The organism is Amycolatopsis sp. NPDC104863 (genome assembly GCF_055582965.1).
In genome coordinates this window covers 576,188-596,206 of record NZ_JBVJOW010000005.1, presented here as the reverse complement: position 1 = coordinate 596,206, position 20,019 = coordinate 576,188, and the positions used below count along the sequence as shown (strand labels likewise).

The 20,019-nt window shown below is 70.9% G+C and carries 20 protein-coding genes; 11 read left to right on the top strand and 9 right to left on the bottom strand.

The window, feature by feature from the left end; translation table 11 throughout:
* Positions 1–358 precede the first annotated feature (358 nt).
* Positions 359–1,126 carry a tyrosine-protein phosphatase gene (locus ACZ63J_RS29650; RefSeq protein WP_465401136.1) on the top strand — a complete coding sequence of 256 codons (768 nt, stop codon included), beginning with the start codon at positions 359–361 and terminating at the stop codon, positions 1,124–1,126.
* Here ACZ63J_RS29650 and ACZ63J_RS29645 read toward each other — a convergent pair.
* Genes ACZ63J_RS29645 through ACZ63J_RS29635 form a run of 3 tightly spaced genes read right to left on the bottom strand, consistent with a single transcriptional unit; the run spans position 1,120 to position 4,151 of the window.
* Positions 1,120–2,274, bottom strand: coding sequence for a MalY/PatB family protein (locus ACZ63J_RS29645; RefSeq protein ID WP_465401135.1), 1,155 nt, complete (start codon positions 2,272–2,274; stop codon positions 1,120–1,122). The two genes, ACZ63J_RS29650 and ACZ63J_RS29645, sit on opposite strands and share 7 nt — an antisense overlap.
* The gene (locus ACZ63J_RS29640; protein ID WP_465401134.1) at positions 2,271–3,182 is read right to left on the bottom strand and encodes a dihydrodipicolinate synthase family protein; all 912 of its coding nucleotides are present in this window, start codon (positions 3,180–3,182) and stop codon (positions 2,271–2,273) included. Before ACZ63J_RS29640 ends, ACZ63J_RS29645 begins: the two co-directional genes overlap by 4 nt.
* An 18-nt stretch (positions 3,183–3,200) precedes the next feature.
* Positions 3,201–4,151, bottom strand: a complete 951-nt coding sequence (locus ACZ63J_RS29635) for a MerR family transcriptional regulator (protein ID WP_465401133.1) — start codon at positions 4,149–4,151, stop codon at positions 3,201–3,203.
* Between the two features lie 27 nt (positions 4,152–4,178).
* Between ACZ63J_RS29635 and ACZ63J_RS29630 the strand changes: the two genes are divergently transcribed.
* Positions 4,179–5,243 (top strand): phosphotransferase family protein, encoded by a 1,065-nt coding sequence (locus tag ACZ63J_RS29630; RefSeq protein ID WP_465401132.1) that lies wholly within the window; start codon positions 4,179–4,181, stop codon positions 5,241–5,243.
* 90 nt (positions 5,244–5,333) lie between these two features.
* Here ACZ63J_RS29630 and ACZ63J_RS29625 read toward each other — a convergent pair whose 3' ends face one another.
* A complete protein-coding gene (locus ACZ63J_RS29625) occupies positions 5,334–5,594 on the bottom strand; it encodes a hypothetical protein (RefSeq protein ID WP_465340870.1) in 261 nt (86 codons plus the stop codon).
* 551 nt (positions 5,595–6,145) lie between these two features.
* On the opposite strand from ACZ63J_RS29625, the gene ACZ63J_RS29620 reads away from it, so the two are divergent.
* From ACZ63J_RS29620 to ACZ63J_RS29610, 3 genes are all read left to right on the top strand, one after another.
* On the top strand, positions 6,146–6,313 hold the full coding sequence (locus tag ACZ63J_RS29620; RefSeq protein WP_465401131.1) for a hypothetical protein: 168 nt from the start codon (positions 6,146–6,148) through the stop codon (positions 6,311–6,313).
* 236 nt (positions 6,314–6,549) lie between these two features.
* Entirely contained in the window at positions 6,550–7,374 is an 825-nt protein-coding gene (locus ACZ63J_RS29615; protein WP_465401301.1) for a DUF72 domain-containing protein, read from the top strand.
* 115 nt (positions 7,375–7,489) lie between these two features.
* Positions 7,490–8,455, top strand: coding sequence for a helix-turn-helix domain-containing protein (locus tag ACZ63J_RS29610; protein WP_465401130.1), 966 nt, complete (start codon positions 7,490–7,492; stop codon positions 8,453–8,455).
* Positions 8,456–8,514: 59 nt separating this feature from the next.
* Here the strand turns inward: ACZ63J_RS29610 and ACZ63J_RS29605 are convergent, their stop codons facing one another.
* The gene (locus ACZ63J_RS29605; protein ID WP_465340873.1) at positions 8,515–9,255 is read right to left on the bottom strand and encodes a D-Ala-D-Ala carboxypeptidase family metallohydrolase; all 741 of its coding nucleotides are present in this window, start codon (positions 9,253–9,255) and stop codon (positions 8,515–8,517) included.
* A gap of 23 nt (positions 9,256–9,278) precedes the next feature.
* Positions 9,279–10,598, bottom strand: coding sequence for a GH25 family lysozyme (locus tag ACZ63J_RS29600; RefSeq protein ID WP_465401129.1), 1,320 nt, complete (start codon positions 10,596–10,598; stop codon positions 9,279–9,281).
* A gap of 159 nt (positions 10,599–10,757) precedes the next feature.
* On the opposite strand from ACZ63J_RS29600, the gene ACZ63J_RS29595 reads away from it, so the two are divergent.
* The 4 genes from ACZ63J_RS29595 to ACZ63J_RS29580 are packed head-to-tail and all read left to right on the top strand — an operon-like array spanning position 10,758 to position 13,520.
* Positions 10,758–11,450, top strand: coding sequence for an arsenate reductase/protein-tyrosine-phosphatase family protein (locus ACZ63J_RS29595; RefSeq protein WP_465401128.1), 693 nt, complete (start codon positions 10,758–10,760; stop codon positions 11,448–11,450).
* Positions 11,447–12,595 carry a chromate efflux transporter gene (chrA, locus tag ACZ63J_RS29590; RefSeq protein WP_465401127.1) on the top strand — a complete coding sequence of 383 codons (1,149 nt, stop codon included), beginning with the start codon at positions 11,447–11,449 and terminating at the stop codon, positions 12,593–12,595. Before ACZ63J_RS29595 ends, chrA begins: the two co-directional genes overlap by 4 nt.
* 10 nt (positions 12,596–12,605) lie before the next feature.
* Positions 12,606–12,782: a 2Fe-2S iron-sulfur cluster-binding protein gene (locus ACZ63J_RS29585; RefSeq protein ID WP_465401126.1), complete on the top strand. Its 177-nt coding sequence runs from the start codon at positions 12,606–12,608 to the stop codon at positions 12,780–12,782.
* A gap of 12 nt (positions 12,783–12,794) precedes the next feature.
* Positions 12,795–13,520, top strand: coding sequence for a hypothetical protein (locus ACZ63J_RS29580; protein WP_465401125.1), 726 nt, complete (start codon positions 12,795–12,797; stop codon positions 13,518–13,520).
* 57 nt (positions 13,521–13,577) lie between these two features.
* On the opposite strand, the gene ACZ63J_RS29575 is transcribed toward ACZ63J_RS29580, so the two are convergent.
* Together ACZ63J_RS29575 and ACZ63J_RS29570 are read right to left on the bottom strand one after the other, a co-directional pair.
* Positions 13,578–14,198, bottom strand: a complete 621-nt coding sequence (locus tag ACZ63J_RS29575; RefSeq protein WP_465401124.1) for a TetR/AcrR family transcriptional regulator — start codon at positions 14,196–14,198, stop codon at positions 13,578–13,580.
* Between the two features lie 4 nt (positions 14,199–14,202).
* A complete protein-coding gene (locus ACZ63J_RS29570) occupies positions 14,203–15,060 on the bottom strand; it encodes an oxidoreductase (RefSeq protein WP_465401123.1) in 858 nt (285 codons plus the stop codon).
* Between the two features lie 183 nt (positions 15,061–15,243).
* On the opposite strand from ACZ63J_RS29570, the gene ACZ63J_RS29565 reads away from it, so the two are divergent.
* Together ACZ63J_RS29565 and ACZ63J_RS29560 are read left to right on the top strand one after the other, a co-directional pair.
* Positions 15,244–16,245, top strand: a complete 1,002-nt coding sequence (locus ACZ63J_RS29565; protein ID WP_465401122.1) for a hypothetical protein — start codon at positions 15,244–15,246, stop codon at positions 16,243–16,245.
* 49 nt (positions 16,246–16,294) lie between these two features.
* Positions 16,295–17,545 carry a NucA/NucB deoxyribonuclease domain-containing protein gene (locus ACZ63J_RS29560; protein ID WP_465401121.1) on the top strand — a complete coding sequence of 417 codons (1,251 nt, stop codon included), beginning with the start codon at positions 16,295–16,297 and terminating at the stop codon, positions 17,543–17,545.
* Between the two features lie 2 nt (positions 17,546–17,547).
* Here the strand turns inward: ACZ63J_RS29560 and ACZ63J_RS29555 are convergent, their stop codons facing one another.
* The gene (locus ACZ63J_RS29555; protein ID WP_465401120.1) at positions 17,548–19,938 is read right to left on the bottom strand and encodes a glycoside hydrolase family 32 protein; all 2,391 of its coding nucleotides are present in this window, start codon (positions 19,936–19,938) and stop codon (positions 17,548–17,550) included.
* Between the last annotated feature and the right edge of the window lie 81 nt (positions 19,939–20,019).

The following is a 20,019-nucleotide window of genomic DNA, read 5'->3' as shown; positions in this document are numbered from 1 at the left end:
CACACAGCTCCGCGTGGTCCGGCCAGCGAGCGATCCCGCCGAGGGCAGGCATGACCAAGCCCGGGCCGGCGGTGGCAAGAGGACATTGGCGACAGCGCCGAACAATGCCAGCGGTCGCAGATATCGGTCCCGCGAGACTCATCGCAATCCCTCGGCGATCTCCTGACGCAAAGTGGTCCGCCGCTGGGCAACCGGTCGGGGACGCTCCCGCGCGGTGATCGCCGACAAGCACAGGGCGGAGACCACAGGCAAGCTACTGCGGCAGTATCCAAGGTGATCAGCGACGGACGCCGGTTCAGTCGTCAGCAGAAACGGCACCAACAGCGACTCGGGGACAACGATGAACACAAGCAGAGCAGTGACCTGGGAAGGCTTCTTCAACACCAGGGACCTCGGCGGGCTGCCCACCAAGTCCGGCGGCACGACCAGCGACGGAGCCTTCTTCAGGGCAGCGGACCTTCGTTTTGTCACCGAGACAGGTTGGGCTCAAGCGCGCAAGTCCGGCGTCCGAACAGTCATCGACCTCCGCAACGCGGACGAGATCCGGCCTGCGGAAACTCCGTCGACGGCGCAGGCAGGCTCTGCGCAATTCGCTGCGTCTCCAGAAGGTCCCACCACACCGGCTTCCCTCGACCGGCTCGAAGTCCCGCTCGACGACATCGACGACATCGAGTTCTGGCAGCACGTCAACCGTCAGCGGCTCAACGGCACCCCGCTCTACTACCCCCTCTTCCTCCGGCGGAAGGCCGAACGGTGCGCCGCCGTCGTCAAGGCGATGGCCCGCAGCGATCCCGGCGGTGTCCTGTTCCACTGCGGCGGCGGGCGAGACCGAACCGGGCTGGTCGCGCTTCTGTTGCTCGCGCTGGCCGACGTCGAACCCTGGGCGATCGCCGCGGACTACGCCCTGTCCGCCGAAGCCCTCAAGGCTCTGTACGCCGCGATGGGAACCGCCGACCAGCAACCGTTCATCCAGCGTGTCCTCGCGGACCGGGGCACCACCACCGAGGAGGCCGTCATCAAAACCCTCGACGGCTTCGATGTCGAGCCGTACTTACTCGACGCCGGCGTGACCAGCAGCGAGCTCCGCAGTCTCCGCAGCAGGCTCTTGGGTCTCGACCTTCACTGAGGCTCGCGGACTTCGTGAACCGAGAAGGCGTTCGCCATCCTGTCCACCGCCAGCTCCAGCACCTCGACGCTGGTGCCGAAGTTCAACCGCACGTAGCCACGAGACTCACCGAAGCGCACTCCGTCCTCCAATGCCACTCCAGCGGCCAGAAACCGATCATTCGGCTCGGTTCCCGCGCCCAGGTGGTGGCAGTCGAGCCAGGCGAGATACGTCGCCTCCGGCGGTCGCCAGCGCACCGCGGGCAGCCGGTCGCGGATGAGCGCTGCCAGCAGCGTGCGGCGGTCGTCGAGGGTGGCCAGCAGCCGGTCCAGCCACTCCTCGCCCTCGTTGTAGGCCGCGATCGACGCGAGGACGCCGAAGTGCCCGCTGCGCCAGCGGAGGTCGCGCGGCAGCGTCGCCACCACGTCCCGCATCCGCGACGACGCCGTGACGACCGTGGCGCACTTGAGCCCCGCGAGGTTGAAGGCCTTGCTGGGCGAAACCACCGAGACGCCGACCTCGCCGGCGCCGGGCACCGTCAGGAACGGCGTGTAGCTCGCGCCGGGCAACGTCAGCGGCGCGTGGATCTCGTCGCTGATCACCGTCACTTCGTGCCTGGTGGCCAGTTCGACGACGGCGGAAAGCTCGTCGAGCGTGTGCACCCGGCCGACCGGGTTGTGCGGGTTGCACAACACGTAGGCGGCCGGCCTGGTTGCGAAGGCACGCTCCAGGGCTGGCAGGTCGAGCCTGCCGTCACGCAGTGGCGCCGCCTGCAGCTCGGTGCGGGCCTCCGCCAGCCAGTCGAAGAAGGGTGAGTACACCGGCGGATTGATGACGACTCGGTCGCCGATGTTCGTGAACAGCCGCACCATCTCGACAACACCGGCGCTGACGTCGGTGACCGCGGTGACCGCGGCCGGGTCGATCCGCCAGCCCCAGCGGCGCTCGGCGAAGCCGGCCAACGCCGTGCCGAGGCCGTCGGTGGGCAGCGCGTAGCCGGTGTCGGAGCGCTCGACCGCGTCGGCCAGCGCTTCCCGCACGGTCTCAGGCAGGGCGAAGTCCATCTCGGCGATCGACAGGGGCAGCACATCGGGGCCGTGAGCCCGCCACTTGGTGCTGCGGCGGGCCCTCAGACGACTCAGCGGCTCATCGGCCAGCAGGTCGGTCATGACCAGTCCTCAGTTCCGTGCGACAGCCGCAATTGTTCGAGCACGTCGATGACCCTGGCTCGATCGTCCGCTTCGAGGCCGCATAGCGGTCGCGGGAGGCTGTCGGACGGAGTGAGACCGACGTGCGCGGCGGCCGCGGCGATCACGCGCAGGGACCCGTGCTCGGTGAAGAGATCCCACAGCGGCTGGAGCCGCTGCGACTCCTGCCGGGCCAGTGCGGTGTCGCCGGACTGCACGGCCCTGGTGATGGCCAAGGCCGGCTCGGGGAACGTGCCGCCGACCACCGAGTACCAGGCGTCGCATCCAGCGGTCAGCCCGATTGCCGCAACGGCGTCGCCGCTGACGCCGACCGTGACCGACGCGGGCAAGATCTGCCGCAACCGCTGGACCCGGGCCCGCGCGGCCGAAGGGTCCGTGGGGACGCCCGGGATCTTGACGGACGCGACGTGCGGCAGTTCGGCCACCCGCGCGTACAGCTCGTCGGTGAAGGTGAAGTGGGTGGTGCCCGGGTTGTCGTAGACCACGAGCGGCACCGAGAGGACCGCGGTGACGTCCTCGAAGAGCCCGAACACCTCGTCGTCGGTCAGGCGCTGGTACGTCATGGGCGCCAGCAGCACGCCGGAAGCCCCCGCGTTCTGGGCGTCTTCGGCTGCCTCCAGCACCTGCCTGGTGCTCAGCGCGCCGATGCCCACGATGACCGGGATCCCTTCGGCGTGTTCGACGGCGATGCGGGCGGCTCGGGCCCGCTCCTCGCGGGTCAGGTAGGCATACGACCCGGTGGAGCCCAGCGCGCCGATGGAGTCGACGCCGGCCGCGGCGAGCCGCCCGACCAGGGCGGCGAACGCCTTTTCGTTGATGCCGGACTCGGTGATCGGGGTGAGCGGAAAGGCGCTCAGACCGGTGAACATGGCACCCTCTCGGACGGGTTAACGCGGGTTCGCGCGCAGCCAGGCCAGCACCTGGTGGGCGTGCTCGTTGGGCGGGAAGATCGGGTAGAAGACGTGCTCGACCACGCCGTCGCGGATGATCAGCGTCAGCCGTGCGTAGAGCCTCAGCCCGTTCGCTTCGAACGTGGGCAGACCGAGTGCGTCGGCCAGGCTCCAGGTGGGGTCGGAGAGCATCTCGAACGGCAGGTTCAGCCGTTCGACGACTTCGCGCTGATACGCGGTCTCCTGGCTGGACAGGCCGAACACCCGGGCCGCGCCGGTGTCGAGCAGGTTCTGGTGGTGGTCGCGGAACCCGCAGGCCTCGGGGGTGCAGCCGCGTGCCCCGGGGATCGAGTCCCAGCCTTCGGGCAGGTCGACGCCGGGGCGGCCGGTGAGGGGATAGATGTAGAGCACCGTCCGTCCCGGTCCGAACGCGTCGAGGCGGACCGTCGCATCACCGGTGCTACGCAGTTTCAGCGGCGGCGTCGGCTTTCCGGGCAGGTGGTCGGCCGCGCCGTCGTCCTCGGGCACGGGAAGGCCGGGCGGCAGGGTCGCGTAGTCGGTCATCAGGTCCGCTCCTTCGCGGGTCGGCGGGACGTGGCGGTGAGCGGCTTGGTGCAGCAGCGCGGTCAGCGCCGTCCGGCGAGCGTCCAGCTTCTCGATGCGCTGGGAAAGGTCGTCGATCGCCTCCCGGTACTCGGCCAGCGAAGCCGGGCAGTCGTCGGCGTGCTGGTGGCCGACGGCGAGACAGTCCAGGAAGGGCCGGGTCCGCTCCACGGCAAGCCCGAGATCACTGAGGGCCCGGATCTCCCGGGCGATCCTCACATCGTGCTCGCCGTAGTCCCGGTAGCCGTTGGACAGCCGTTCGGGCGTGAGCAGTCCCAGCGATTCGTAGTAGCGCACCGCTTTGGTCGTCACGCCCGCCCGTCGGGCCAGCTCACCGATCTGCATGTCTCTCACCTCGACGGACGTTAAACCTTGCCCCCGAGGGTAAGGTCAAATCGGGGAGGGCAGCCGCAGATCACCGGACCGATCGACAGCCGAGGTGCTCGGGAAACCATGGACTACCGGCCCATTGAGCGGAATGCGGGTGACTTCCAGCGGCCGGTGAGCGCCGAGGAGGTTTGTGCCGTCAGCCGCGCTGCGTTCGGCAAAGGCACCGAGGTGGTGTCGGCGGTGGAACTCGGTGACGGCTTCTACAACAACACCTTCGAAGTCGACCTCGGACAAGACCGGCCGGTCATCCTGCGCATCGCTCCCGAACCCGGGCGGCAGGCCCGCGCGGATCCGGAACTCATGCGCAACGAATACAACGCCGTGCCGTACCTGGCGCCGGTGGCCCATCTGCTGCCGCGCACCCTCGCCGCCGACTTCACGCACCAGGTGATCGGCCGGGACTACCTGTTCCAGACACTGCTCGACGGGGTCCCCGCGTCGTCGGCGTTGGACGCCTACCCGCAGCCGTCCCGGGGTGCCTACTACCGCGACCTCGGTCGGATCACCCGGGCGATCCATGGCGTGCGGGGACCCGGGTTCGGCCGGGTCGCCGGTCCGGTGCACGAACGGTGGAGCGACGCGCTGTTCGGCTGGTTCGACCGCGCCGCCGCCGACCTCACCGACAACGGGCTCGAGGCGACGGACATCACCGAACTGGTCAAGGTCGCCGACCGCAACCGCGCGGTGCTCGACGAGGTCGCGGAACCGAGGCTGTTGCACGGCGATCTGTGGGTGGGCAACACAATGCTCGCCGCGGGGACCCCGGAGCCGTCAATCACGGGCGTGTTCGACTGCGACCGCACCTGGTGGGGAGATCCGGAAGCGGACTGGCCGATCTACCTGGCCCTGCGCAAGCCGGGCAGCGAGCGAGACGAGTTCTGGTCGAGCTACGGCCAGGTCCGGCAGACCGAGAACGCCCGTTGGCGCGCGCTGGTTTACGAGGCCAAGCACGCCACCGCCCTGCTGCTCGAATTCCACCGGTTCGGCTGGAACGAGGAACTCGCCAAGACCTACGGCGAGATCCGCGAACTCACCAGCAGGCTATGACGACGGCACTGCTGTCGACGCTGTCGGGCAGCTCTGTCCTTGAGAATCGCGGAAGCCCGGTGGGGACGCGGAGAGATTTCAGCTGTGGGGTCAGAGGCCGAGCAAGCCGCCGTCCCAGTCACAGTCGTTGTCGTGCCAGTTGGAGCCGGTGATGTGCAGGCCGAGCACGATGCTGAGGTTCAGCCCCAGGCCGTGGTGATGGTGGTGGCCGGGATCGTGGCTGGTGGCCGACACGGTCACCGGCGTGGTCGCGGTGGAGGCGGAGGCCGCGCCGGGGGCGGCCAGCAGGAAGCCGAGTGCCGCGGCGGGCAGCGCGGCGGTGACCAGGACGCGACGGCGGAGTGTGCTCACGGTGGATCTCCTTCTCCTCGTACGGACAATGAACTCGATCACCGCCGGGCTGGATTGCCCGGCTGGATCACGGGTTGTTCGAGCCAGGACCCCAGGGAAGACAGGCGGTTCCGCGCGGATCACGCCTGTGGGTGACAGCTGAGCAACGCCGAGAGGTGGCACGATGAGAGTCCGACCGGCACTGAGACGAGATATCGGCCTCGCGTCCTACTCCTACGACGCGTCCGGCCGGGTGGTTCACCGCACCCGCTTCCGCGCCACCGTCGCCGACCGAACTGGTCCACTTCGGACGGAACCGGCTGCCCGCTCCGCTTCCCCGGCGGCTACTGGCAGTCCATCCACGACGAGATGGCGACGAAGTGGCCCCTGGAGGGCCGGGCGCTGGGTAGACGCGCAGCGCCGTCCGATTCCGTACTACGACGCGAACGGCAACCGGAACCTGACCTGCGAACACGTTCCGAAGGCGCCTCACCGAGCGCTACGCGGACACGGAGCCGGGACCGCGACCCCCGTGTACCTTGCACTGAAAGGGCAAGAGCGGAAGGCGGACAGTGGACCCACGCGAAACGTACCCGGCGATGCCCGGCGTGGTCGCGCTCGGCGGCCTGCCCGACGCCTGGCACTGGGCGTCCGCCCCCGGCTTCGATTCCAGCGCTGCCTTCTACGACGGCGGCAAGCGTGCCTTCGAGGCCGGTCTACCGCTGCGAGGTGGCCGGTGACGAGTATCGCGGCGCCACCGGTTCCGTACAGCCGAAACGCGGTTTCGCCGGGCTTGAATCCTTGGTCAGCATGGTGACCCGGGGCGAGGTGTTCGTGGAGTTCGGACGGCGTCGCCGCGCCGGTCGGCAGCCTCGAGGAACTGCTGGAGCGGCAAGGGTCGCGCTCCACGGACCAAATGTTCATTACGCGGACGGCTGAAGGGCGAAGAATGGCACGTCTTCACGTCGGCTGCGCGATGTGGACCCACAAGGCATGGTCCGGGCGGTTCCTGCCGCCGTCGCTGCCGGCCGGGGAACGGCTGCGGGCCTATGCCGGCTGGTGCACCGCCGTCGAGGGGAACACCACCTTCTACGCGACGCCCGCCCGGACCACCGTCGCCACCTGGGCGGCGCAGACCGGCGACGGGTTCCGGTTCGTCGTCAAGGTGCCCAAGGTCGTCACGCACGAACGGCGGTTCGCCGGGGTCGAGGCCGAGATGCGGGCGTTCCTGGACGCGATCGAACCGCTCGGGGACCGGGCCGTCCTGTGGACCCAGCTGCCCGGCTCGTTCGGCCCCTCGGACGTCGACGCGCTCGGCCGCTTCCTGCGCCGGCTCCCCGCCAGTCGGCGGCGCGCCGTGGAGGTGCGGCACCCTTCCTTCTTCACCGACGCCGGCGCGACGTCGGCGCTGGAGCGGATCCTGGCCGCCGCGGACGCCGAGTGGGTGCCGTTCGACACCACCGTGTTCTTCGGGAAGCCACCCGTGAGTGAGGCTGAGCAGGACGCCTGGGGCAAGAAACCTCGGCTGCCGCGGCGGACCCGGGCGCTGACCGACCAGCCGATCGTCCGTTACCTGGGCCGGGACTCGGTCGAGGAGACGGTCGAGGGCTGGCGGCCGTGGACCGCGGTGGTCGCCGGCTGGCTGCGGGAGGGCCGGACACCGACGGTCTTCCTGCACACCCCCGACAACAATGACGCGCCGGCGCTGGCCCGCCGCTTCCACGACGACGTGCGGGCGCTGGTGCCCGGCGTCGAAGCACTGCCGGAACCGGCGCCGATCGAGCCCGCGACCCTGTTCTGAAGCCGGCCGGGGAGGCAGGTGATCAGCCGTGTGGCGCAATCCGTCGGTTTCCGCCCGGTGTGGCGCCGGACGGTGTTAACTTCCGTCGGTCATTCGCTCCCAGCGAGGTGTAACAGTGACCGTGACTTTGCACGCGGACAGGTTCGCCGCCTATCTCCGCAGGTTGAAGGACCGCAGCGGGCAGGGCTACGAGCGGCTCGGCCGGCAGGCCGGGGTCAGCGGCTCCAGCCTGCACCGGTACTGCTCGGGCAAGAGCGTGCCCGCCGACTACCGCGTCGTCCACTCGTTCGCCAAGGTCTGCGGGGCCTCCGCCGACGAGCTGCGCGAACTGCACCAGCTGTGGGCCCTCGCCGACGCCGGGCGGGTCGACGAACTGCCCGCGGAGCCCGTCGAGCCCGCGGCCGAGGACGTGCGGGCGCCGCGAAGACGCGGGTACCTCGCCGTGGCCGTTGCGATCGTGGCGCTGCTGGCCGGTGGCCTCGTCTGGGTCACCGCCGACCGGTCCGGGCCGGACGCCGGGCGCTACGGCGACCGGATGCTCTTCTCCGCGGCCTGCCGGCCGCCGGTGAGCATGGGGCAGCACGACGAATGTGTCACCGAGGTGCAGAACCTGCTCGTCTCGGCCCAGGGGCGGCTCTCGGTCGACGGCTCCTTCGGCCCCGAGACGCTGCGCCGGGTCACCGCGTTCCAGGTGCTCGCCGGCGTGCCCGCGCGCGGAGTTGTCGACGAGGCCACCAAGAACGCCCTGTACGACCACCGGACCAGCATGGCGACCTGGCCGGCCACCCGGGTGGAGCAACAGATCCGGGCCGTGTTCACCGAGACGCCGGACACCGCCGTCGCGATCGCGCGCTGCGCGTCGTTCCTCGACCCGCTGTGGGTGCTGCCGAACACGAACGGCAGCCGCAACTGGGGCGTCTTCCAGATCTCCGACGCCCGCCTGCTCGACCTGGGCGGCACCCCGCAGCAGGCGTTCGACCCGGTCTGGAACATCGACGCGGCGCACCGCCTGTGGAGCGCGCGTCACGACTTCCACGACTGGCCGTCCTGCTCGGCGGCGCTGCAGAACCCGCCGCACTGACGCCCGCCGACGCCGGAAACCCGATGCGGCTTCCGGCGCCGGACCCCCGGGCGGCGCGGTCAGACCGTGCCGTTCTCCCACCACCACGCGCGGCCGAGGTCGGCCCGGCTGTCCACGTGCTGGTGGTCGGTGTTGTACGTCTCCAGGCCGGAGAACCCGCTGGTCTCGGCCTTCTGGTAGACGGTCTTGTTGGCCACGCCCGGCACGTCCAGGTCGGCCGCCGTGCCGTACATGTGCATGCTGTCGCTGGCGCCGCCGATCTCGGCGTTGTGCGCGATGCTGCGGAACCCGGAGTTCACCGTGATCGGCTTGTTCCCCAGCTTCTTGCGGACCGCCTCCAGCTTGTACATGCAGCGGCGGGCGTTCTCCTTGGCGGTGGCCGCGCTGACCTTGCCGCCGTTGAAGGTGCCGCTCACCCGGTCGGTGAACTCGCTGAAGTTGAAGTGCGCAGTGGACCCGTCGCTCTGCTCCAGCGCGTTGAGCGCGGCCTGGGTGGCCGGGCCGACCTGGCCGTCCGCGCCGAGGCCGTAGGCCGACTGGAACCGGCGGACCGCCGCGGCCGTGCCGGGGCCGAACTCGCCGTCGACCGAGACCCGGCTGTGGCTGGGCGAGTCGGCCGCCCAGCCCGCGACCCGGATCTGGAGCTCGGTGACGTCGGCGCCCGTGCTGCCCTGCGTCAGGGTGCGGGACCACGGGTACGCCTGGGCGACGCCGGGCAGCCACAGCGGGCTGACCACGGCGGCGGTGCCGATCACCGCGGCGCTGCGCAGCACCGTGCGGCGGCTCATGGGGAGACTCATTCTTGTCCTTTCGTAGCGGGGATTCAGCGGTTGGCGAGCTGGTCGAGGGCGGCCTGGGTGCCGTTGAAGACGTCCCCGGTCGCGGGCGCCGGGATGCCGTCGGGGATGGCCGCGTCGGTGTACTGCCACATCAGCCAGGTGCTCGACCCGGCGGGCAGCGCCGGCTGCGTGACGGACTGGCGGTAGTCCGCGAGCTGCATCGGATAGGCGGCGAACGCCGTGGTGCCGCCCAGGCATGAGTCCAGGAACGACTTCTGGGTGTAGATGATCGGCGTCCGGCCGAACGCCGCGGCCACCTTGTCCAGCCACGCCTTGGCGTCGGCGACGGTGACGTAGGGCGGGCAGCCGCCGGAGCCGTCGTCCTTCCACTCCAGGTCGAACACGGGCGGCAGGTCACCGGCGCGCTTGCCGGTGTACCCGGTGGCCTTCACCGCCGCGATGAACCGGTCGGCCTGCGCACCGCCGGTGTTGGCCGCCGTGCCCGTGTAGAAGTGGTACGGACCCACGGCCAGGCCGGCGTTGCGGGCGGCGGGCAGGTCCGTGGCCAGGTACTCGTCGGTGACGTTGAGGCCGCGGGTCGCCTTGACCGTCGCGAACTCGACGCCGGACGCCTTCACCGCGGCCCAGTTGATCGCCGCGCCGCCGGGGTGCTGGTACTTCGCGGTGTCGACGCCGTCGATCGGGCGCCCGGCGGGCTTCGGCGGCACGCAGTAGGCGTTGCGGCCGGACCAGTCGGTGACCTTCGCCCAGGTGGTGGGCCCGGCGACGCCGTCGGCACTGGCGTTGACGCAGTGCTGGAACTGGATCACCCGGTTGCGGGTGCCGTCGCCGAAGTTGCCGTCGATTGTCAAAGGCGGGTAGTGGCCGGGTTCCATGGCGAGGTTCAGCCGGCACTGGAGCTCCTTGACCTCCACGCCGCTGGAGCCGCTCTGCAGGGTCGGGCGGGCGGTGGAATGGCCGCACACCACGCTTTGCGCGGTGTCCGAAGTGCCTTGGGTGGCGCATTTGCGGGGGTGCGCGGACCACGTGTTCAGCGCGGCCCAGGTGTTCGGCCCGATCTGGCCGTCCACGCTCAGCGCGGCGCAGCGCTGGAACACGCGCACGCGCGCGTCGGTGGCCGGACCGAAGGAGCCGTCCGCGCCGATCGGTGTGTATTTGCCGGCCTTGGTCGCCAGGTTCAGCTGGCACTGGGCCTCGGCGACCTCGGTGCCGGTCGCCCCTTGTTTCAGGGTGGGTTGGGCGCTGGTGTGCCCGCACACCGCGACGGGTGCGGCCGCGGCGGTGGTGGCGGCCGCGGCGGGGAGCACCAGCAGCACCGCGACGGCCAGAGCGAGTCTTTGCATGGCCAGGAGGCTGGCAGCGGGCGCCGCGCCGGTCGCCGGTCCGCGGCCAAGTCGGGATGGCGGGACAGTCCCACCCCGCCGGACCAGCGGGAATGCGACCCCGGTGGGACACCGCTGGGACGCCGGGTGCATCAATCCAGATTGATGTATCGTCTGCTCGTGACCGCTGCCCCGCCGCCGTTCGTGCGGCTGTTGAGTGAGCCCTTGCGGTGGCAGCTGGCGCGTGAGCTGGCCACGAGCGACCGGCGGGTGCGTGAGCTGGTCTCGGCGGTCGGGCAGCCGCAGAACCTCGTCTCCTACCACCTGCGGCAGCTGCGGGCCGCCGGGCTCGTGACGTCACGGCGCAGCAGCTTCGACGGCCGGGACACCTACTACCACCTGGACCTGGCCCGCTGCGCGCGATCGTGGACGGAGGCGGGCGCGTCGCTGCATCCGGGTCTCACGGCCGGTTCCGAGGCGCCCGTCGGCCGGGTCCTGTTCCTCTGCACCGGCAACAGCGGCCGCTCGCCGCTGGCCGAGGCGCTGCTGCGGCACCGCGCCGGGGGCCGGGCCGAGGTGGCCAGCGCCGGCAGTCACCCGAAGCCGTTGCACCCCGACGCCGTGCGCGCCGCGGCCGAGCTGGGTGTCCCGCTGGTGCACGAGCCCACCCACCTCGACACCTTCCGGCGCCGCCGGTTCGACCTGGTGGTCAGCCTGTGCGACCGCGTCCGGGAGATCTGCCCGGAGTTCCCCGGGCACCCGGAGACGATCCACTGGAGCATCCACGACCCCGCCCGTGAGGCCGACTCGCTCCCCGCGTTCCGGCGCACGGCGGCCGAGCTGGACGACCGGATCCGGTTCCTCGTCCGATGACGGCGAAACCGGGTCTCGGCACCGTGCTGCGCGAGTGGGGACGCATCGGGTGCATCGGCTTCGGCGGCCCGCCGACGCACATCGCCCTGCTGCGCGCGCTCTGCGTCGAACGCCGCCAGTGGCTTTCGGCTCGCGAGTTCGAAGACGCCATCGCCGCGTGCAACCTGCTGCCCGGGCCGGCCTCCACCCAGCTCGCGATCTTCTGCGCCTGGCGCGTCCGCGGGCGGGCCGGGGCGCTCGTCGGCGGGGCCGCGTTCATCGTGCCCGGCCTGATCGTCATCCTCGCCCTGGCTGCCCTGTTCCTCACCGGCACCCCGCCCCTGTGGATCCGCGGCGCCGGGGCGGGCGCGGGCGCCGCTGTCGCGGCGGTCGCCGTGCACGCGGGCGCCGGCCTGGTCCCGGCCGGCTGGCGGCGCGCGGCGGACACCGGCCGGGTGCGCTGGGCCGCCTACCTCGGCCTCGGCGCCCTGGCGGCGGCCACCGTGGGGCCGTGGCTGGTGCTGGTCCTGCTCGGCTGCGGGGTTGTCGAGCTGGTGGTGCGCCGGGCGCGGACCCCGAGCCTGCTGTTCGTCCCGGCCAAGTCCCTCGTCGGGGCGGCGGCCGGGGCCGGGGTCTTCCTCTCCGTGGCCTGGGTGGCGCTCAAGGTCGGGACCCTCTCCTACGGCGGCGGGTTCGTGATCATCCCGCTCATGCGCGCCGACGCCGTCGACCACTACCACTGGATGACCGGCGGCCAGTTCCTCAACGCGGTCGCGCTCGGCCAGATCACCCCCGGCCCGGTGGTGCAGACCGTCGCCGTGGTCGGGTACGCCGCCGCCGGCCTCGCCGGGGGTGTGCTGGCGTCCGTGGTCGCGTTCACGCCGTCGTTCCTGTTCGTCCTCGTCGGCGCCCGCCACTTCGACCGCCTGCGCGACAACCCGTCGGCGCGCGCCTTCCTCGACGGCGCGGGCCCGGCCGCGGTCGGGGCGATCCTGGGCTCGGCGATCCCGCTGGCCCTCAGCCTCGATCACGCCTGGCAGTTCGCCGTCCTGGCCGGCGCGGCGATCCTCCTGCTGGCTTGGAAACGCGGCGTCGTCACGACGCTGCTGGCCGCCGCGGCCGCCGGCTCGCTGCTCGCGCTGATGGGCGTGCCCGTCTCGTCGTGACGGCCGCCGGGTGGTTTCCTGCCTGACGCTCGCGGTTGCCGCCGGCGGTGCGCTGCAGCCACTTCAGGAGGCGTTCGTGCGCCTGGACGGGTTCCAGTGCGGCGTCTGCACTTCCGGGCAGCTCTGTTCCCCGAGATCGGTAGGGCCGTCAGCGGGTGCTCCCGATCCGGCTCGACCGCGCCCGTGACAGGATGCGCCCATGCGGGTGATGCGCCTCGAACCGTCCGATGACGTCGGGCGGAAGCGGCTGGACACGAACACCGTCGCCCGCCTCGAGGACGTCGCCACCTTTGCCGAACTGCTCGACGTCCTCGCCGAACTCCGGGCAGAGCACGGGCCCGTCCTCTGCACGCTCGACGACGTCGGCCAGTGCGCCTACACCAGCGGGCACGCCACCGAAGACGACCGGCTGTGGTTCGACGGCGACGACGCCGACGGCCGGGCCGCCCACATCGCCGCCGCCCTCGACGATCCCCGGCACCGGGTCGCCTGGGACGAGCTGCCGGGCGAGCGGCTCGGCGGGGAAGCCGACGTCGCGGCCCTCGTCGCGGTGAACCGGGAGCCGGACCGCTTCCTCGACGACGTTGTCCTCGTCCAGCGGGTTCCCGTGGCCCGTGACGACCTCGCCGTCGCGGGCCTCCCGAACGGCTACTTCAGCGCCGACTGGGACGTCTTCCAGAACCACACGATCATCCGGCGGCTCGCCGCGCACGGCTACCGCCACATCGGGATCGGCGCGTCGCTGCTCGGGTTCGACCGCGCCGACGCTCCTTCCGCCGAGGAAGGGGCGGCCGTCGTCGCCGATCTGAAGCATCTCTTCGGCGCGCCCGGCGCTGCCGGCTGGGCGGAGCTCGCCGCCTTGCTGCCACAGCGGCGGCTGCTTTTCCTCGGGTACACCGAGAACTTCCCCGACCTGGTCGACTGAAACCCGGGCACACGAGTCCGCGTCGGCGTCGGGGCGTGCTTCCGCTGCCTGAGTGACCTACTCCGCCAGCCCGGCCACGCGGAGCCAGACCTCGAGGCAGGTGTCGGCGGCCCGGTGCAGCTCGGCGGCCGAGACCGCGGAGGCGCGGTAGAACGTCCGCTCGATCATCCAGCACAGCGCCCGGGCGAGGGCCGGCGCGCCGTCCGGGCCGTCGCCGTCCGCCGCTCCGGCGCGGGTCAGGAGGACGGTGATCGCCTGGACGAAGATCTCCGCCGTCTCCATCCAGAGCGCGTCGAGCTGCGGGATCGCCGCGGACTGGTCGATGGCGACCCGCATGATCACGCCGTGCTCGAGCCACCGGTCGCGGGTGCGCGCCACCGCCGTCGTGATCGCTTCGCGGGGCGCGGCCGGGTCCTCCGCCGCCGCGCGGGACTTCTCGCGCAGCCCTTCCACCTGCTCGGCGAACAGGGCGACCAGCGCGTCCTGTTTGGAAGCGAAGTAGAAGTACAGCGACGCGCGGGACAGCCCGGCGCCGTCGGCGAGGTCGGTCATCGTGAGGGCCTCGAAGCCCTTGTGGGACAAGAGTTCTTCGAGGACGTCGAGGATCTTTCGCTCTCGTTTGTCCCCTTTGGACGGTGCCGCGGACCGCCGCCGCCCCGCCTTCGCGATTTCGCCCACGCCGTCAGCTCGCCGCGATCCGGTGGCCGTCCGGGAAGTCCGTGGACCGGGACAGCTCCTCCCACGCTTCGAGGTCCGCCGCGACCGCGGCCCGGCCGGCGCCCACCAGCCGCAGGGCGTCGGACCCGAGTACCAGGTGCACCGGCGGCTTTTCGGCGTCGAGCACCGCCAGGACGGCCTGCGCAGCCTGGGCCGGGTCGCCCAGCTGATGCCCGCTGGCCGCCTGCCGGGCGGCGCGGACCGGCTCGAACAGCTCGTCGTAGTCCGGGATCGAGCGGTCACCGCGGACCATCGACCGGCCGGCCCAGTCGGTGCGGAAGGAGCCGGGTTCGAGGATCGTGACGTGCACCCCGAAGCCGGCGACCTCCTTGGCGACGGTTTCCAGGATGCCTTCGACGGCGTACTTGCTGCCGCAGTAGTAGGCCAGCCCCGGCACGGTCATCAGCCCGCCCATCGAGCTGACGGCGAAGACGTGCCCCGACCGCCGGGCCCGCATGCCCGGCAGCACGGCCTGCACGGTGGCCGCCACCCCGAACACGTTGGCGGCGAACTGCGCCCGCAGCTCGGCGAGCGGCGACTCCTCGAAGACGCCTTCGTAGCCGTAGCCGGCGTTGGCGATGAGGACGTCGACCGGGCCGACGGTCGCCTCGACGTCGGCGACCACGGCGAACACGGCGTCGTCGTCGGTGACGTCGAGCCGGCGGGCATGGGCCCGCCCGGGCGCGAGCGCCTCGAACGCGGCCAGGTCCTCCGGGCGGCGCACGGTGCCGGCCACGGTGTGCCCGGCGTCGAGCGCGCCCTGCGCGAAGGCACGGCCGAGACCGCTGCCGACGCCGGTGATGAGGAAGGTTCGTGGGGTCATGAGCTCGACTCTACACCTCGTCCAAAAAAATCGACAATGTGTCGATTCTGACGTCCCTCCGATCGTTTGTCCACTGTGGAGTGTCGTCGCCGTTGCGCCGATCGGGTGGCGTCCGCCCACGCGCCCCAACCCTTCCCCCCGGCCCGGAGTGTTCCGCCCGATCGCTCGAGACCAGGGGGTTCCATGCACCGACGTTCGAGTATTCTCGCCGCCGTCCTGCTGACGGCCGGTGCGACGCTGAGCGCACCGGTCGCCGTGGCCGGATCCGCCGCACCGGCCGGGAGCAGCGCGTCACCGGCCCAGCCGGCCACCGCCAACGACGGCGTCCAGCGAAGCAGCGGCCGCGCCCACGACCTCACCGGCGACGGGTGGCCGGACATCCTCGCCCGGGAGCCCGGCGTCGGCAACGGGACGCTCTGGGCGTACACGCACTCCGGCAAGTTCCAGGGCACGAGCACCTTTTCGGCCAAGACGAAGATCGGCACCGGCTGGAACGTCTACAACTGGATCGCCGACGCCGAAGTCACCGGCGACGAGACCGAGGCCGCCGCGGAAGCGCCGGCCGACATCATCGCGCGGCGGGCGACCGACGGCGCCCTCCTGGTCTACCCCAACCGGGGCGTCGTCAACGGCGTGGTCACGTTCGGGAAACCGGTCCAGGTCGGCTCGGGGTGGAACAGCCAGACGAAGATCGTCATCGCGGACGTCACCGCCGACGGGTTCGACGACATCCTCTCCTTCGACGCCGACGGGAACTGGTGGGTCTACCCGCACAGCGGCACGTTCAAGGGCTTGCAGACCTACCTCCCGCGCGTGTCGGTCGGGCACGACAGCCTGGAGTGGATCGGCTGGGTGCTCGCCACGCCGTGGTTCCGGGAGAACCCCGACCGGATCATCACGGTGAACGGCAGCGGCGAAGTGCTCGACGGTCACCACACCCAGAAGTTCGCCGGCACGGCCACCTTCGCCGACGAAGTCGTGCTGCCCGGCACGGTCTTCGACTGGAAGACCACCACTTCGCTTTCGCTGCTGGACATCAACGGCAACGGCACCGACGACTTCCTCAAGCGCCTTCCGGACGGCAAGCTGCTGGCCTACCCGTTCCTCGGGTGGGGGAAGTCGCCGGCTTTCGGAGCCGGCGTGCAGGTCGGCAGCGGGTGGCAGATCATGGATCTGATCACGTGACCGGCTCGCTCCCGTTTCCCCCTTCCCCTCGGCCGGACAGGTGATCCCCGTGCAGAAGAGAACCGTTTTTTCCGCCGTCGTCACGCTGCTGCTGATGACCTCGCTGGTGGCCGAGACCCCGGCGGCCACCGGACACGAGCTGGCCGGGCCCACCAGCGGGGTGGCGCTCAGCCAGGACTACCAGCCTTCGCACCAGGACTACGTGACCGAGACCCGCGCCGAAGACGTCGACGCGGCCGTCACCCCCGTCACGTTCGACGAGTGCAAGGACTTCACCTCCACACCCGCGGCGCCGTACTGGTTCAAGGACCGGTTCAACGCCTGTTTCTCCGGCAACATCGAGTACATCTACTACGAAATCGTCGGCGGCTTCGAAATCGAGGTCGGGCGGAGCATCTTCCGGGCCGACTTCATCGCCACCGGCCGCGACCAGCTCAACGAGGTCCAGTTCGGCGTGCGGCTCGTCCACCTGGAAGACACCGGCGAGACCCACAAGGACACCAACCGGCTGGAGATCACGCTCGGCTGCGGGAACGCCGACACCGCCCGGAAGAGCACCTGCACCCTTCCGGCCAACGCGGTGGAGAAAACCGTGCAGCAGTGGGAAGACGAGGGTGCCTCGGACCCGGTCTTCTTCACCGCGACCGCGACGACGACCAGCGTGCCCGCCGACAAGTACCAACCCGAGAACCGGGGCTTCTTCGCGTTCAACCTGAAGTTCACGTCGAAGAGCCCCGCCGGGGAAAGCCGGTCGAGCCAGACCCCGGACGAGCAGTTCCGGTGCGACGTCGTGACCGACACCGGGTACGTCACCGGCAGCCACTGCGTGTTCAACCGGGTGGTCTCGTCGCTGGTCCTGGACGCCGCGAGCCCGCAGTACCGGGATTCGGCCGAGTTCATCCGCGACGCCCAGAACAACCTCCAGGTCACCAAACCGGGGGTGCCCGGCAAGCGGGTCGCCGGCCGCAAGGACAAGGCGGAGCCGCTGCACCGGTTGTGGAAGGGGTACGACACGGGCAACAAGATCGCGGGGTCACGCCGGAAGGTCCGCAGCGCCTGCCGGTTCTACTTCGGGGTCAGCTACACCAAGGGGGCGAACAACACGCCGTACGACTGCGACGAATACCCGTTCGCGACGACCTACGAGAACACCGCCAAGGTCGACGAGAACTCGCCGTGGAGCTTTGCGGTGAAGGCGCTGAACGCGTCGCACAACCGCAGCGCCGGCGCGATCTACGGGCAGTTCCTGATCCGCGACCACATCCTCGACTCCGACGGCTTCTACGTCGAAGTCCGTTAGGGTCAGGTGATCGTGAGGTTCTGGGCGGTGGTGTTGCCGGCGTAGCCGTTGACGCCGAACCTCCCGGAGGCGTAGGTCGGGTCGGTGGTGTCGATGACGGGCGCCGCGCCGTGGTCCAGCCAGACCTGGATGCGCGCGCCCGTCGTCCGCACCGTGAGGTGGTAGGTGCGGCCTTCGATCACCGCCGCCGGGTACGTCGCGATGTCGCGGCCGGGTCGCCAGAGCTTCACCAGGCCGTTCGTGTCGACGTTCGCGGTGTACCCGGCGCCGTCGGCCGTGGCGCGGAAGGTCAGGCCGGCCGCGGTGCCGTTCGTGACGGACACGTCGCCGTCGTAGGTGAAGTCGGTTCCGGTGCGGTCGCTGAGGAAGAAGCCGTTTCCGGACGCGGTTCCGTGTAGCCCGGCCGGCGTGGTCGTCCAGGCGCCGCCCCGGGTTGTCCACGGCCCGGACGTGAACGCGGTGAAGCCGTTCGGACCGGTGTTTAGGTTCTGCACGGTCGCCGAACCGTGGTAGGCGTTCGCGCCGAAGCGCCCGGACGGGTAGGCGGTGTCGGTGGCGTCGATGACCGGTGTGGTGCCGTGGTCGAGCCAGACCTGGACGCGCGAGCCGGTCGTCTGGACCTTGAGGTGATGGGTGATCCCCGGCTCGATGGGCGTCGCGTAGGTGGCGATGTCCCGGCCGGGCCGCCAGAGCTTGACCACGCCGCTCCGGTCGACGTTCACGGTGTACCCGGCGCCGTCGGCCGTGGCCCGGAAGGTCAAACCGGCCGCCTGGGCGGTGTCCAGCCGGACGTCACCCTGGTAGACGGCGTCCGCCGCGGTGCTCGCGCTGAGGTAGAAGGCGTCACCGGACGCCTGCGCCTGCTTGCCCCCGGCGGTGTCGGTCCACGAGCCGCCGGCCGCGTGCCACGGGCCCTGGAGGGTGCTCTCCAGCGTCGACTGGGCGGTGCCCCAGCTGGTGCTGAGCCGGGTGAACTTCGCGCTCTTCAGCCGGACGGCGCCGCCGGTCGCGAAGAGCCGGATGCCCTGGCTGACCGCGGCGGAGTCGAAGTTCACGTTGTCCGCCAAGGAAAACAGCCCGTCACCGCTGAAGACCTCCAGCTGGCCACGGTCGACGAGCAGCCGCACGCTGACCTCACCACCGGTGGGCGGCGACGGCTTGCCGTCCAGGGTGCCCGCCGCGCGGTCGTAGACGACGGTGCGGTCGGCGCTGCCGTCGGACCGGCTGTGCAGCGCGAAGCCGAACTGCCCGGCGGTCGCACCGGCGACGTCGAACGTGGCGGTGATCTCGTAGGTGTCGGCGAGGATCCCGGCGAAGGGGTTGCGCCCGCCGTCACTCACGGTCTCGTCGCGCCAGGTCCGGCTGTCGGCCCGCAGCGAGTCCAGCTCGGTGACCGGGGTGCGCGTCACCCGCGGGCCATCGGGCGAGTCGACCAGGCCGAGCGTGACGGGGAAGGTCGCGTTGCCGGTCCAGGTGCTGCCGCGGTTGCCGCCCTGCCAGGCCATCTGGACGACCCGGCCGTCCGGTGTGCCGGTGAAGGTCTCGGCGGCGTAGAACGTGCCGCCGGCGTAGGTGGTGCCGAGGTTCATCTTCTTCGGCTGCGGCTGGCCGGTCCGGAAGGTCCGGCCGTCGAACGCGCCGACGACGTATTCGCCGGTCGCCGACGTGAGCACCCACTGGCCGCCGAGGGGGAACAGGTCGGGGCATTCGAAGAGCCAGTCCGCGGCGTACCGGCTGGCGAAGGTCCAGTGGAGGAGGTCGGGCGAGGTGTAGAGGTCAACGCCGTTCCCGCCCCGGTTCGACCAGACGACCATGGCCCATTGGTGGCGCGCGGCGTCCCAGACGACCTTCGGGTCCCGGCTCTCCTCCGGGATTTCGATCTGCTTGCGCCCCTTGTCGTACGCCTGGAAGGTGCGGCCGTTGTCGTTGCTGTAGAAGATGCTTACGCCGTTCGTGTTGCTGAACACCACAATCGGGTCAAGCGAGCCGGTCTTGAGCCCGGACGTGTTGTCCCGGTCGACGACACCGCCACCGGAGAACAGGATGCCGGGGTGCACGTCCGGCTCCAGCGCGATCGGTTTCTGGGTCCAGTGCACCAGGTCCGGGCTCGTGGCGTGGCCCCAGTGCATGGTGTCCCACTCGAGGCCGTGGGGGTTGTGCTGGTAGAAGAAGTGGTAGAGGCCGTTGGCGTAGACGAGCCCGTTGGGGTCGTTCATCCATCCGGACTGCGAGCTGAAGTGGAACTGCCCCCGGAACGGCTCCTGGTAGGTGGTGGCCGGGTAGGGGAACTCCGGGTATTCCCAGGGGGTTCCGGCGTTCGCCGGGGCGGCGGGCACCAGCGCGGCGAGGGTGACCAGGAGGACAACGAGCGACGCGCGCGCGAGGCGGACCACGGACCCCATCCCTTCCGCCCGTGCGGGCAGCCGTTTTCACCGTCCTGCGCGGGGGTGGGGCTGTCAACCGTCGCGCCGGAT